Source organism: Siccibacter colletis (assembly GCF_025914095.1).
Taxonomy (GTDB): Bacteria; Pseudomonadota; Gammaproteobacteria; order Enterobacterales; family Enterobacteriaceae; genus Siccibacter; species Siccibacter colletis.
Window position 1 is genome coordinate 2,294,803 of record NZ_CP074352.1, and the last position, 14,918, is coordinate 2,309,720.

Genomic DNA, 14,918 nt, shown 5'->3' on the forward strand with positions numbered 1-14,918 from the left:
CATCCCTCAGCCCGAATGCTGAGGGATCACTTCTGTGAGTCAGCCCACACTCCGCCATGAAACCGGTTGCACAGAATATATCCGTTGCTAGCATGAAACCGGTTTCACATACAACGTCACGCAACCGATAACTAAAACCAGAGGTGAATAACATGGCCGTTATCAGGGATTACAATAAGTTAGCTGGTGATATCCTGCGCGAGGCAGGAGGTGAGGAAAATATCGTCAGCTTTACCCGCTGTGCCACACGTCTGCGCCTGGTATTGAATGAAACGCCTGCCGGAGCGAAAAGCGCGGTACAGAATTTACCCGGAGTGATCGCCGTGGTGGAGAGCGGCGGACAGTTCCAGGTGGTCATCGGCACCCACGTCGCCGATGTGTTCAGCGCAATGTCTGGCCTGCTGGGAGAAAACCACAGCGGCGGCGAGAGCAAGCAGAAAACGCGCTGGCTGGATGCGGTGATCGCGACCATGTCGGCGGTGTTTGCTCCCATCGTCTATATCCTTGCCGCTGCCGGGATTTTGCAGGGGATACTGATCGTTGTCGGCCTGATTGACGAAGGCATCAAAACCTCCGGGGCGTACAGCATCCTTAACTTTATGTCCTGGACCCCGTTCGCGTTTCTGCCGGCGTTTATCGCCATCACCGCCGCGCGGCACTTCAAGTGCAACCCGTTTATCGCCCTGCTGTGCTGCTGCGCCCTGATCAACCCGGAGTGGACCGCGATGGCGGGCCGCATCGCCAATGGCGAAAGCATCAGCTTTCTGTTCTTCCCACTCTCCGAAACGGTTTATACCTCATCGGTGCTGCCGCCGCTGTTCCTGGTATGGGCGCTGTCGTGGCTGGAGAAGCGCGTGGAGCGCCTGCTGCCGGAGGTGATAAGCCCGCTGTTTACCCCGCTGGTGTGCTTTGTCATTATCGTGCCGCTGACGCTGATTGTGATTGGCCCGGTCACCAACTGGGTGGCGATGACCATTGCCGGTGGCTACAACGCGCTGTTTGACACTGCTCCGGCACTGGCGGCGGCGCTGATCGGCGGCGTATGGCAGATCATCGTCATCTTTGGCGTGCACTGGGGGATTACCCCGGTGATCATGGCCAACTTCGACACCCAGGGCTATGACTCCTTCCAGGCGTACCAGACCATCGCCGTGATCGGCCAGATGGCAGCGGTGTTCGGCGTGTTCCTGAAAACCCGCAACCGCGCCCTGAAAGCCACCTCGCTCTCCGCGGGCGTGACCGCAATCTTCGGTATCACCGAGCCTGCCATCTACGGCGTGACCCTGCGCTTCAAGAAGCCGTTTATCTGCGGCTGCATCGGCGGCGCAGTGGGTGCGGTGGTCGCCAGCCTGTTTGGTTCGCTCTACTACGCGTATGCGGCGCTGCCGGGGCTGTTCACGCTGGTGAATGCCATCAGCCCGGAGGCGCCGATGTCGTTTATCGGCGAGCTGGTGGGCAGCGCCACGGCCATTATTCTCACAATTGTTATGGTGCAGTTCGTGGGCTTTGACGATCCGGTAGAGGAAGAAACCCTGACGCCAGCGGAGCCGCAGCAACCGGCCGCCGCACCGATCGCTGCGCCTGCGGCGGCGACCTCCGGCCTGAGCCTGTTCAGCCCGCTCAACGGCGAGGTGATCGCGCTGGAAACGGTGAACGATGAGGCGTTCTCCGGGAAAGCGCTCGGCGATGGCCTCGCCATCCGCCCCAGCACGGGCCAGGTTGTGGCACCCTGCGATGCCAGGGTTGAGACCCTGATCGCCTCGCACCACGCCATTGGCCTGTCGTGCGACAATGGCGCGGAGCTGCTGATCCACGTCGGGCTGAACACCGTCGAGCTGCAGGGTCAGCATTTCCGGCCGCTGGTAAAAGAAGGCGATGTGGTGAAGGCCGGGACGCCGCTGCTGGAGTTTGACAGAGAGGCGATTGTGCAGGCCGGTTACGACCTCACCACCCCGGTGCTGGTGGTCAACAGCGACGATTTCCGGCTGACGAAGCTGCACGAGGCGGGCGATATTCGTCAGCAGATGCCGCTGATGCAGCTGGCATAGCCTCGACCGGTGACCCAGGGCGGGCGCAGCGCACAGCGTAGCGCGCCCGCCATTGGCGCACCGCACCGCCTGCACTATGATGTCCCCGCCGCGTCAGGCGCACTGCCCGGCGCGATGCGTCACTGTTACTGAGGATGTTATGGTCACAATACTGGACGTCGCCAGAAAAGCTGGCGTCTCAAAAGCCACGGTTTCCCGGGCGCTGAACGGCAAAGTGTTCGTCAGCGACGAGGTGAGAGCGCGCATCGACAAGGCGATTGCCGAAACGGGCTACCGCCCTAACCTGCTGGCGCGCAAGCTGGCGACCCGCGAATCTAACTCGGTGGGGCTGGTGATCACCAACCGCCTGTATAACGGCCCGTTCTTCTCCGGCATGATCTATCAGGCCGCCACCCTCAGCGAACGCAACCAGCGCCAGTTGATCCTCGCCGACGGCAAAAACAGCAGCCAGGATGAGCGCGACGCCATCGCCTTTCTCCAGCAGCTGCGCTGCGACGCCATCATGATCTACCCTAAGTTTCTCAGCGTTGAGGAGCTGGACACGCTGATCGATACCGCCAGCGTGCCGGTGGTGGTGATCAACCGCGAGCTTAATCGCCACCGCGCCAGTTCGGTATTCGTCGATCACCGGGAAGGCAGCCAGCGCATGACGCGCTACCTGATTAGCCAGGGCCATCAGCGCATCGCGTTTATCGCTGGCGCGCCCGATTCCCCCACCGGTGACAGCCGCCTTGCCGGTTATCAGGACGCGCTGCGCGAAGCCGGTATTGCCTGTGATGAGGCGCTGATCCTGCCGGGCAGCTGGACCACTGAAAGCGGCTACGAAGCCGGACGCGCGCTGCTGGCAAACGGTATTGCGGTGACCTGCGTGCTGGCCGCCAATGACGATATGGCTATCGGCGCGGCGAAAGCCATCAGCGAGTCCGGGCGCCGTATACCGCAGGATATCTCCCTTGCCGGATTCGATGATTCGATTATTGGCCGCTATTACACACCCGCGTTAACCACGCTGCACATTCCCATGGATGAGATGATCAGCGACGCGGTGCGCATTCTGTTGGCCACCGACGAACCCGGCAGCGCACGGCGTCATGAAGGCACGCTGATCCTGCGTGAATCGGTGGCGGTGATAAGCAAGACGGCACGTGAATAATTCACCGGAATTATTAATAAAGTCTGGCTTATCATTACCAGCCTGGACGTAAATTGACTGCCGCCATCGCCATTATTTTGCCGCCGCAATCCACAGGTCGCATTTAATGCTGTGCCGGGGCAATAACGGCATTGAATTGTCAATCAGGCTATGTAAAATCACGGCTATCATTTATTACCCGGGCGATAACGTGCTGGTTCAGCGGGAAACAATTCCTGATGAACGGCGGCGACAGCATCGACCGGGCTGATTCCCCGTCGTGGCATTTCTTGCGCCTCACTCCCGCACGCCACGGCAGTCGGGTTTACACCATCTATCCAGGGAAAGTCACGATGAAATTGCGTAATGTATTAGCACTTCTTATTGTTGCCAGCGTAGTCGGCTGTAAAGCCCCCGCGCCCAAAATGACCGACGATACCATTGTGACCAGTGAAATTAACGGCGTGACCCTCACGCACCGTTACGCCGTCAGCCCCCCGACGGAGTTCACCCCGGTTAATGCCAGCTACCGCGCGCTCTATCCCGGCTATGTGATGAGCAAGCCCGATTTCGGCGGCAAGGTGATCTCCCAGCTGGAAAACGGCCAGACCTACACCGTACTGGGTCAGGTGGAGCATAACTGGCTGGCAGTGGCCGAGCAGGATCAGGAGCAGCTTATTGGCTACGTGCCGCTGCGCGCGCTGGTGAAAAGCGAGTTGTATGCGCAGACCATCAAAAGCGACCGTCCGAAACCGCGTCGTGCCGCGAAGAAATCAACCTGCGTGGCGATCGATGGTGCCAGCAAAGCCTGTCAGAACGCCAACAGCGGTACCTGGATTATCGATTAAACACCACGCGCAATATCTGCATGGTACCGGGCGTTACCCGCTTCGCCTGGTGCCATGTTTCCGGACCTCCCCGACCCCGCGCATGAAATTTGCAGTATGTCTATCAGAAATAGCCCTGGAAAATTAGCGTGAAAATCGGTAAAACAAGCAGTTACCGGACGCTTATCCGCTTGTGCCCGGTAAATTCGACGCAACGGCACCGCTTTTCGGCATCACTCATTCAGGTTAAGAAGGATTTTTATGAAAGTCTGGCTTTCAGGTCTGGCGCTGCTCCTGGCATCTTCCAGCGTCTGGGCAGGGAATTACCGTATCGTGCAGTCACCTTCCCAGAAGCTGGACGTCTGGATCGACAACATCAGCGATAACACGCCGCAAAGCTGGTGCGCCGCCGAACTGCCGCTGCGAATCGTCGCCAACGGCGAACAGGACGCCACCATCTTAAACGCCTTTATGCCGCGTCTCGGGGCGCTGCTGGAAAGCCAGTGCGCCAGGCTGCAGCTGGTGAACTGGCAGCTGACCACCCCGCAGGACAAACCCATCGCCCAGGGAACCGCCACCAAAGCCAGCGAGTGGGAGATCACCATCGCCCCTGGCCCGGCACTGGAAACCAATAGCGGTGAGCGCGCCGAAGATCTCTCTCCCCTTGCCGATCGTACTCCGTGGCTGGAGTTCACCCTTAAAGACGGCTGCCATCTGCGCACCTTCTGGCAGGGCGATGCCAACACCTCAGCGCTGTTTATTCCTGACGGCAAGTGTGAAAAAGGCGGCTGGCTCAACGGGCGCAGCGAAGTGGTTCAGCGCGGCCAGCACGGTGAAAAGCGGCTGGAAATGACCTTCGTGCACGGCTTCCCGGTGGTGGGCCTGCGTCGCGATGCCAATGCCGATACACTTCTTATCACCACCCTTAATAATGAACGCATGGTGGTGAGCAACGAGCACGCCCCGCAAAGCTGGATGATTCTGCCCTATAACCCTCAGCTCAACGGCTGGCAATCTACCGGCACCGTGGCGGTAGAGGTATCGCGCGATATGGCTCTCGACGAGCCGCGTTTGCAGGCGCGCCTGAACGAGGTACGCAAGTTCTGGTCAGCCTGGCTTGAGTCGGATATCACCATTACGCTGCTGCTGATTGATTCTCTGCACCCGCAGCTGCGCGATCCGGCGGTTGGCGCCTGGCGCGCGCAGAAATAAACCTGAACTTTCGTTACTATCGAGCAGAGATCTTTCACCATGACAAACAACGATATCACCCCGCGCATTCCCGATGCTCTGCCGCCCGGTTATCAGTTTGATGAGTTTGAAATCCAGGAAGTGGTTGATTCCACCAACGAAGGCATCGTCTACCGCGCCTGGGACCGGCATCTGGAGCGCCAGGTGGCGCTGCGGGAATTTATGCCCCGCGCGCTGACGGTGCGTAACGACGACATGAGCCTGGTGCTGCGCAGCAAGCAGGACACCGCCGCCTTCACCAGTGGACTGAACAACTTCGTGCAGGAAGCGCGCCAGCTGGCGCAGTTCAACCACCCTAACCTGATTCAGGTACTGCGCTTCTGGCTGATTAACGAAACCGCTTACGCCGCCACCCCTTTTTACAGCGGCATTACCCTGGCGGAGCTACACCAGCAGCAGCCTGAAACCATCGACGAAGCCTGGATCCGCCGCATGTTGCCGATGGTGTGCGGGGCGCTGGATACCCTGCACCAGGGCGATTACATTCACCGCGACATCACCCTGAAAAGCATTCAGATCCAGGACAGCGGCATTCCGCTGCTACTCAACTCCGGGGCCTCGCGCCGCAACCTGACCGGCATTGCCGATAACAGCAAAAGCCTGCTGCACCCCGGCTTCGCGCCGCTTGAGCAGTACACCGATGACCTGGAAAGCCAGATTGGTCCCTGGACCGATATCTATGCCCTGGGGGCGGTGCTCTATACCCTGATTACCGGCACCTGCCCGCCGGCCAGCGTCACGCGCAGCATTCAGGACACCTGCAAACCGCTGACCGAGCTGCAGCCGCAGGGTTACTCCACCGCGCTGTTAACCGCGGTGGATCGCGCCCTGGCGCTGAAGCCCGAAGATCGCCCGCAGTCAATCGCCGCCTTCGCCGAGCTGGCGGATATTACGCCGTCCGCCGCCAGCAGCGCGCCGGGCATTACCCGCCCGGGCACTATGCTGGTGCCGGTAGAGGAAGAAAAAACCGAGGTCGCGCAGCCCGCCTGGAAACGTTACCTGACGCCGCTACAGATCGCTGCCGGGGTGCTGGTGGGTGTGATTGCCGGTGCGCTGATTTTTGGCGGTGGCAGCGCGCCTGAGCAGGCGGACACCCCGGCACCGGCACACCCCGCGTCTGCGCCGGCAGCGCCTGCTGCAGACAGCGCTGCCCCAGCCGATGAAGATCGCACGGCCCGGGTCTACGTGCGCATGTACGAGGGCGAACAGCTGATCGTCAATGATAAAGTTCAGAAGGTGGTGCCTGCCGCTAACGGCTACGGTTTTGTGCAGCTCCCGCCCGGCAACTACCAGATTGAACTGCGCAGCCGCAGCCAGTCGCGCAGCGTCAGGCTGACCATCGGCACACCGGGTACCTGGTTGCTCAATCCACGATCCTGACACGCTGATGTACGCTTACCATCCACGCTGCGGCGTGGATTTTTTTTACAGGTTACGCGCAACCAGCACGCAAGTTACAGAATAAGATACCTACTAACGCTACCGAACCTTTCGATATAACAGGGAGCGTCGTAGTTGTAAAAACTAAAAACGAAACGCAAGCCGGGAAAATTACAACGATACCAATTGTAGGCACAAACTTTTTTGTGTCGGGGGATATAATTTTTCCGGACCGCCATTGTGGAATGGCACCAGTAATGTCGTTACCAGTTCCGTTGGCTGTCAGCTAAGTAACCGCAATATTCAGGTTCCGTTTGGTAATATCGACAGCACCAGTTTTCAGAATACTGGTTACACCACCAGCGCACACACGTTTTCTGTCGATCTCACCTGGCAGTAACGCAGCGTCCAGTTGAAAATAATTCGCATTTACATTAGCGTAACGGCTTTCATCGGATGAAGGTGATGCGCATGAACTGGATCACGCTGGGATTACTGACCGGAACGCTGATGGCTTCGGGCGAAGCACTGGCCTGCGAGCCTTTGCCCATGACCGGCAAAAAACAGGGGCACTTTGATGCCAGCGGTAAACTTTGCTTTACCCTGCCGGTAGTCGCTGAGAACTACGTTACCGCTGAATTAAGCGGGGCCATCGACGCCGGGCTGCGGCGTGGGGAGCAGCCATATCGCGAGCTGCTGCGCCACGGGCCGTCAGAAGGTAATCATCAGCTACTGTTCGCGCTACCGCATCAGCAGACCACAACCCTGCACCTCTCCGGTAAGCCAAACCAGCCGTGGAGTCTGAGCTGGCATATCAGGGCCGCCACGCCCCTTGAGCGTCGCCAGACTCCGGCTCCGGTCAGCCCCACGTTGCAACGTCTCAGCGCCCGCCTCGCCGCCGGGGAAAGCAGCGAGGCGTTCTGGCGCAGCATAGCGACCCGGGGCACGCCGCTGATAGAGCCTTACGATGCGCGCCACAAGCGGGTGACCTTCCTGTGGCGCGGCGACCAGCGCAATGTCTACCTGTTTGGCTCCCCGGCGGGGGATCAGGTGCCGCTGTTTCGCCTTGCCGACAGCGACGTCTGGTTTCGCAGCTTCGTTGTCCCCGCCGATACGCTGATGCAGTACCGTTTTTCCCCCGACGTACCGGCAATACCCGACTCGCCCCTCGCGCAGCATCGCGCGATTCTGGTCAACGCCCAGGCCGATCCGCTCAACCCGCGCAGCGGCAAACCGGGTTCCCACGACCGCTGGAACCACGCGTCCTTACTCGATCTCACCCGGCAGCGCGACTGCACTGCCGCAGCGATGGCACATCCGCTGACCGCAGGCGCACTGACCCGCAGCCGCTTCTACAGCGACCGACTGGACAACGAGCGTGATATTCAGATCTATCGTCCGCATCGGGCCGCGGCATGGACGCTGATGCTGTTCGACGGCAACGTCTACCAGCAGGAGCAGCGCATCGTTAACGTGCTGGATGCGCTTATTGCCCGTGGCGAACTCCCTCCGGTCAATCTGGTGCTGATCGACAGCCTCGATCTGGCGCGCCGCGCTCAGGAGCTGACCCCGAACCCGGTATTTGCCGATGTGATGGCGCAGGAGCTGCGTCCCTGGCTGAGCGCCCGTGGGCTGCCCCTGCATGCCTCGCACACGATCCTTTCCGGTTCCAGCTACGGTGGCCTCGCCGCGGCATGGGTGGCCCTGCGCTATCCGCAACTGTTCGGCAACGTCCTGAGCCTCTCCGGATCTTACTGGTGGGCACCGAAAGGTGAACCCGCCAGCTGGCTCACCCGGGAATACCAGCGTGCGCCACGCCAGCCGATACGCTTCTGGCTGCAGGCTGGCACGTTCGAGATCGACGGTCCAGACAACGGCATCTACCTGAACAATCTTGAATTTGAGCAGGTGCTGCGCAGCAAAGGCTACCCGGTCAGTTTTCATCCCACCGCCAGCGGACATGATTACAGCGGCTGGTGCGAGGCGCTGGTGACGGGCCTGCGGCATTTTAGCGGGCCGCGCTGACAAAAATGGCGCAGCGCGCCCCCGCGTCGGCAAAATTCGTCTAAGGTTTTCATTGGGTTGATCGCAATCGCAGTGGGTTCGGCAACCCACCCGAAAAGGAGATTTATCGATGACTACACCCGTTTTGCGTCGTTCCACCTCGCTGCTGTTTGCCGTACAACTGGCTCTGGGTGGCGCATTCTTTATGCTTTCCACGCCGACTGCGCTGGCACAGGAAGCCCAGGCACAGAGCCAACCGCAGCCGCCTGACGTGCTGCTTGGCCCACTGTTTACCGCAGTACAAAGTGCGAAGCTGTTCCCGGATCAGAAAACTTTTGCCGACGCGGTGCCAAAAAGCGATCCGCTGATGATTCTGGCCGACTACCGCATGCAGCGTAACCAGTCCGGCTTCGATCTGCGCCACTTCGTCAACGTCAACTTCACGCTCCCTGCCGAGGGCGAAAAGTATGTGCCGCCGGAAGGCCAGAACCTGCGCGAGCATATTGACGGCCTGTGGCCGGTGCTGACGCGCACCACCGATACCGCCGGCAAGTGGGATTCCCTACTGCCGCTGCCGGAGTCCTACGTGGTGCCGGGTGGACGTTTCCGCGAGGTCTATTACTGGGACAGCTACTTCACCATGCTGGGCCTTGCCGAAAGTGGGCGCTGGGACAATATCGAAGACATGGTGGCGAACTTCGCCCATGAGATCGATGCCTGGGGACACATCCCTAACGGCAACCGCAGCTACTACCTGAGCCGCTCCCAGCCGCCATTCTTCTCCTTTATGGTCGAACTGCTGGCGACCCATGATAAGGACGCGTTGAAAACATACCTGCCGCAGCTCAAAAAAGAGTATGCGTACTGGATGGAAGGCAGCGATGCGCTGGCTCCGGGCGAAGCGCACAAACGGGTGGTGAAGCTGAAGGATGGCTCGCTGCTGAACCGCTACTGGGACGATCGCGACACACCCCGCACCGAATCCTGGCTCGATGATGTCACCACCGCGAAAAACAACCCGGATCGCCCGGCCACCGAAATCTATCGCGATTTGCGTGCCGGAGCGGCCTCGGGCTGGGACTTCAGCTCGCGCTGGATGGATAATCCGCAGCAGCTGGGGTCGATACACACCACGCACATCGTGCCGGTGGATCTCAACGCCCTGCTCTATCAGCTGGAGAAAACCCTTGCCAGCGCCAGTACTGCGGCAGGCGACAGCGCGGGTGCTGCACGCTATAACGCGCTGGCGAATGACCGCCAGCGGGCAATTGAAGCCAACCTGTGGAACGACAAACAGGGGTGGTATGCGGATTACGATCTGCGCAAGCAGGCGGTACGCGATCAGCTGACGGCAGCCGCCCTGTATCCGCTCTACGTGAAAGCCGCTGCCCGGGATCGCGCCGACAAAGTAGCCGCCGCCACGCGGGCGCAGTTGCTGAAAGCCGGCGGGCTGGCAACCACCACCGTGAACAGCGGTCAGCAGTGGGATGCCCCGAACGGCTGGGCGCCGCTGCAGTGGGTGGCGACCGAAGGGCTCATCAACTACGGGCAGAAGGACCTGGCGATGGACGTCACCTGGCGCTTCCTGACCAACGTCCAGCACACCTACAACCGCGAGCACAAGCTGGTGGAGAAATATGATATCAGCTCTACCGGCACCGGTGGCGGCGGCGGTGAATACCCGCTGCAGGACGGCTTTGGCTGGACCAACGGCGTGACGCTGAAAATGCTCGATCTGCTGTGTGGCAAAGAGACGCCGTGCGACGAGGTGCCGGAAACCCGTCCGGGCAGCACGCCGAGCACGACACCAGCACAGGCGGCGCAGCCCGCTGCACAACCGCAAACTGCCGCCCCGGCTTCCGCGCAGTAACCCCTCCCCCTGCTACCATTTCTGGTAGCAGGGTTTTTACCCCTTTTTACGCTCTCGCCTGACGTGCTGCGGGATTGCAGTTAAATCCGCAGTAAATCAACGGCTTTACGCTTCGCGTTTCAAACATTCACCGCTTGAAACCAACAAACAATAACGATAATAATTCGCATTCTGTTTTCACTTCTGCCTCTGCGGCCCGCTTATCGCCGGGCGGCGGAGCTGCTTTGCCACCTTGATGCCAGGGATATGAACATGACGAAGGTTTTTAAACTTAAGCGCCCGGTGCTGCTGTGCGCGCTGGCGCTGTCCACCAGCCAGGTTTTTGCGGCGGAAGATACCGTGGTGGTCACCGCCGCACCGGCGCAGACCGCTACCTCTCCCACTGAGGGATATACGGTAAAGAGCAGCACCGGTGCTACCAAAACTGACCAGCCGCTGATCACCACTGCCCAGTCGGTGTCGGTGGTGACGCGTCAGCAGATGGAAGATCAGGGTGCCAGCAACTTTAACGAAGCGCTAAGCTACACCCCCGGCGTGTTCAGCAACATCGGCGGCGGCGCGTCACGTTTCGACGCCATCGGCCTGCGCGGTTTCCACGGCGGCGACGTCGATAACCTGTTCCTCGACGGTATGCGCCTGATGAGCGATGGCGGCAGCCATAATATTTTGCAGATCGATCCGTGGTTTATTGAGCGCGTGGACGTAATCAAGGGTCCGTCCTCGTCGCTGTACGGTCAGACTATCCCCGGCGGGCTGGTCAACCTGACCTCAAAGCGCCCGCAGTTCCGCTCTGAAGGCCACTTCCGCCTCTCCGCCGGGACGCAGAACACGAAATCCGGTGCCTTCGACTATACCGATGCCATCAACGACCAGTGGGCCTTCCGCATCACCGGCATCACGCGCAATACCGATACCCAGTACGACAACACCCGGGAAGAGCGCTACGCCATCTCCCCGTCGCTGCTGTGGCAGCCGAGCGAAGACACCAGCCTGCTGCTGCGCGCCTACCTGCAGAAAGATCCCTCCGGCGGCTATCACGGTTCGGCGCCGATCGAAGGGGCGCTGTATGCCCGTAACGGCCACAAGCTGCCCAACAGCTACAACGAAGGCGACCGCCTCGATGGCTACCAGCGCCGCGAACAGCTTTACAGCGTCGAGTTCAATCACCGCTTCGACGATGTCTGGTCGCTACACTCCAGCGGGAGCTACACCCACAGCAACGCGAATCTCGCTCAGGTGTATCAGAAAGGCTGGGAGGGCGACAGCAATCTGCTGAACCGCGGCTACGTTGGCTCGCAGGACTCGCTCGATGCATGGTCCACCGATAACCGCCTGCAGGCCGATTTCGCTACCGGCGAGGTGAAGCACACCTTGACGCTGGGTGCGGAATATCACCGCTTCCGTAATGATATTCTTAGCACCGTAGGCAGCGCCGCGCTTCTGAACCCGTTCACCGGCGAAGCCACGCAAACGGGTCACGTCATCAACGATGCCTATACCAACGACAACAACCGCCGCTACTACCAGGCCGGGGTTTATCTGCAGGACGATCTGGAGTGGAACCGCTGGCACGTCGCGCTCTCCGGGCGCTACGATCGCGTGGTGTCGAAGCAGGTAAGCAATACCTTTAACACCGCATATCGCCGTTCAGATGATAAGGTTAGCGGCCGTGCATCGGTGCTCTACGCCTTTGAGAACGGCCTCTCGCCATACCTGAGCTACAGCCAGGCGCTGACGCCGTCGATCCTGCAAAGCGCCACCGGTGAACTGCTGCAGCCGAGCACCGCCGAGCAGTACGAAGCCGGCCTGAAGTATCAGCCGCCAGGCACCAGTGATATGTACAGCATCGCCATCTTCGATCTTACCCAGGAAGATGTCTCCCAGCGTGATGAGAACGTAGAGCCAGCCACTTACTACGCGGCCGGGGACGTGCACTCCCAGGGCGTGGAACTGGAAGCGCGTAACCAGATCACCCCGCGTCTGAGCGCCATTGCGGGCTACACCTGGAACCGCGTCAAGTTTGAAAATTCGCTCGGCGGCAAAGACGGCAATACGCCGCTGATGACGCCGGATCAGATGGCCTCGTTCTGGGCACACTATCAGTTCGACTACGGCATCAGCGCCGGCGCCGGGGTGCGTTACATCGGTAAACAGTGGGCCGAGGATCAGAACAGCAACCGTATCGGGTCAGTGACGCTGATGGATGCGATGGTGAAAGCGGATCTGGGCGCGTGGAACAGCGCACTGAAAGGGGCGTTCGTGCAGGTTAATGCCAATAACCTCACCGACCGCGAATACGTGTCGGGCTGCTACACCACTAACTGCTACTGGGGTGCCGAACGCACGGTAGTAGCAACCGTCGGCTACGACTTCTGATTAAAAACGGCGTATTACTGCCCCGGGAGAAGTAAGCCTGCGCACCCGCTACCCATACGAAGGTGGATGCGCTGCGCTTACCGACCCTGTGCATTAATGGTCGAACGCACGGTAGTAGCACCGTCGAGGATGACTGGTGATAAAAAAAACGGCCCATCAGGGCCGTTTTCTTCAAAATAGCGACTTAGTTGCGACGCACAAGTCGATAGATAGCCAGTACCACAATCGCACCCACTACGGCGACCATGAAGCTGCCCAGGTTGAATCCGGTTACGTCCCCACCGATACCAAAGAAAGTGGCGAGCCAGCCGCCGACAACCGCACCCACGATACCGAGAATAATGGTCAGGATGACACCGCCACCGTCACGGCCAGGCATGATGAATTTAGCGATTACACCTGCGATCAGGCCGAATACAATCCACGCCAGGATACCCATGTTTAACGTCCTCTTTAGTTGTGATTCCGGATGACGTCTCAGACCAGTTGCTGAGGCCGTCGTGAACTAAGTATAGGCAAGGAATTGAAAAAGGTGAGGAATATCACGAATTGATATTAAGTGGGGCTACAAAAAAGTTAAGTAGTTTGTATTAAGTTTTCTGCTTCAGTGCCGATAACTGGCGCTGAGATTCTTTTTAAATTCTGGCGAGGCTTCTGGTGTGAGCAATTACAATGAGCAGTTTTTAAAACAACATCCCCTTGCCATATCAGGCGTGCTGCGGGATCTGCAAAAGCAGCAGGTTCCGGTGCGCCTGTCCTGGAGCGGCGGTCAGCTGATCAGCCGTATCCTTGATGCCAGCAGCGAACGGCTGGTGCTCGATTTTGGCAGCCAGACCTGGGAAAATCAGAGCATTCTACGTGCGGAACACATTGATGTTGGGGCTGAAACCGACGGCGCGAAGGTAGAATTTGCCCTTTCCGCTGTGGAGGCCGGGGAGTATCAGGGGCTACCGGCATTTATTACCCCGTTGCCCGCCTCGCTGTGGTTCGTTCAGCGCCGCGAATTTTTCCGTATCAGCGCCCCGGTGCAACCCGCCTGCCACTGTACCGCCGTGATGCCGGACGGCAGCCGCCTGCGCTTTCGCGTGTCTGATATCTCGGTTGGCGGTATGGGGGCGCTGGTAGAAGGGGAAATGCCGGAGAATCTGACCGAAGGCATGATGTTTCCGCACTGCGAGGTCGATCTGCTGGATCGCGGGAAATACCATTTCGATATGCAGCTGCTCACGCTCTCCAGCCGCACCTTTGTGGACAGCAAGAACCACACCGTCAGCACGCCCCGTCTGAGCTTCCGTTTCCTGAACGTGAACCCGGCGACGGAGCGTGAACTGCAACGCATTATCTTCTCGCTGGAACGCGCGGCCCACGAAAAGGCCAGCCGCGTTCGCTGATCACATCGCTGCCATCGCCTGCTGGACCTTCCACAGATAACGTGGTGCCTGCGGCGATGGATGATTGTCTACCACGTGCTGGTAAAACTCCTGCGGACTGAGGTCGTTGATCTTCTCAATGGCCGCTTTGCGATCGGAAGAGAAGGTGCGCAGCAGCGCGCCTGCGCCGTTCACATAGGACACCACCAGCGCATACTGCATGGTCTGCGGATCTTCAATCCCCGCCAGGATGCCATGCTCCAGCACGCTCAGATACGCGGTGCCAATAGCGATATTGCGCTGCGGATCTTTCAGCTCGCGGGTGGAAGGCTGTCCGGCCCATCCCATATGGCGATACACTTCTTTTCCGGCGGTTGAGGCTTTAATCTGCATCAGACCGACCGCATTCGATGCGCTTACCAGCTCGGGTTTGCCCCCCGATTCGACGGCGATAATCGCCGTGATCAGGCGCGGGCTGACGCCATACTCCTCGCCTGCCTGCTCGCTGAACGGCATCCACTGCAGTGCCCGGCTGGTCGGCGCTTGGGCCTGCCACGGCACACTTTTATAGTCCGGCTTGCTGCTACAGCCCGCCAGCAGCAACATCAGAACAATGATTCCACTAAACTTCACGCTCACTCCCTCATCACATCAGATAAA

11 protein-coding genes are annotated in these 14,918 nt (G+C 59.6%); 9 read left to right on the top strand and 2 right to left on the bottom strand.

Translation table 11 applies throughout. The features are described 5' to 3' along the window. Positions 1-152 precede the first annotated feature (152 nt). From KFZ77_RS11095 to KFZ77_RS11130, 8 genes are all read left to right on the top strand, one after another. Positions 153-2,048, top strand: a complete 1,896-nt coding sequence (locus KFZ77_RS11095) for a beta-glucoside-specific PTS transporter subunit IIABC (RefSeq protein ID WP_264384211.1) — start codon at positions 153-155, stop codon at positions 2,046-2,048. A 139-nt stretch (positions 2,049-2,187) separates the two neighbouring features. Further along, a complete protein-coding gene (locus KFZ77_RS11100; protein ID WP_264384212.1) occupies positions 2,188-3,201 on the top strand; it encodes a LacI family DNA-binding transcriptional regulator in 1,014 nt (337 codons plus the stop codon). A 332-nt stretch (positions 3,202-3,533) separates the two neighbouring features. After that, the gene (locus tag KFZ77_RS11105) at positions 3,534-4,028 is read left to right on the top strand and encodes an SH3 domain-containing protein (protein WP_031523567.1); all 495 of its coding nucleotides are present in this window, start codon (positions 3,534-3,536) and stop codon (positions 4,026-4,028) included. Between the two features lie 240 nt (positions 4,029-4,268). Beyond that, a complete protein-coding gene (locus tag KFZ77_RS11110) occupies positions 4,269-5,219 on the top strand; it encodes a hypothetical protein (RefSeq protein WP_264384213.1) in 951 nt (316 codons plus the stop codon). 39 nt (positions 5,220-5,258) lie between these two features. Further along, positions 5,259-6,638, top strand: coding sequence for a serine/threonine protein kinase (locus tag KFZ77_RS11115; RefSeq protein ID WP_264384214.1), 1,380 nt, complete (start codon positions 5,259-5,261; stop codon positions 6,636-6,638). A 465-nt stretch (positions 6,639-7,103) separates the two neighbouring features. Beyond that, on the top strand, positions 7,104-8,663 hold the full coding sequence (locus KFZ77_RS11120; RefSeq protein ID WP_406678773.1) for an alpha/beta hydrolase-fold protein: 1,560 nt from the start codon (positions 7,104-7,106) through the stop codon (positions 8,661-8,663). Between the two features lie 109 nt (positions 8,664-8,772). Continuing rightward, positions 8,773-10,512: an alpha,alpha-trehalase gene (locus tag KFZ77_RS11125; RefSeq protein ID WP_264384216.1), complete on the top strand. Its 1,740-nt coding sequence runs from the start codon at positions 8,773-8,775 to the stop codon at positions 10,510-10,512. Between the two features lie 252 nt (positions 10,513-10,764). Next, a complete protein-coding gene (locus KFZ77_RS11130) occupies positions 10,765-12,888 on the top strand; it encodes a TonB-dependent siderophore receptor (protein WP_264384217.1) in 2,124 nt (707 codons plus the stop codon). Positions 12,889-13,072: 184 nt separating this feature from the next. Here KFZ77_RS11130 and KFZ77_RS11135 read toward each other — a convergent pair whose 3' ends face one another. Next, positions 13,073-13,327, bottom strand: a complete 255-nt coding sequence (locus tag KFZ77_RS11135; RefSeq protein WP_264384218.1) for a GlsB/YeaQ/YmgE family stress response membrane protein — start codon at positions 13,325-13,327, stop codon at positions 13,073-13,075. A gap of 220 nt (positions 13,328-13,547) precedes the next feature. Between KFZ77_RS11135 and ycgR the strand changes: the two genes are divergently transcribed. After that, the gene (gene ycgR / locus KFZ77_RS11140) at positions 13,548-14,279 is read left to right on the top strand and encodes a flagellar brake protein YcgR (protein ID WP_031523553.1); all 732 of its coding nucleotides are present in this window, start codon (positions 13,548-13,550) and stop codon (positions 14,277-14,279) included. On the opposite strand, the gene emtA is transcribed toward ycgR, so the two are convergent. Then, on the bottom strand, positions 14,280-14,891 hold the full coding sequence (gene emtA, locus KFZ77_RS11145) for a membrane-bound lytic murein transglycosylase EmtA (protein ID WP_072002043.1): 612 nt from the start codon (positions 14,889-14,891) through the stop codon (positions 14,280-14,282). Between the last annotated feature and the right edge of the window lie 27 nt (positions 14,892-14,918).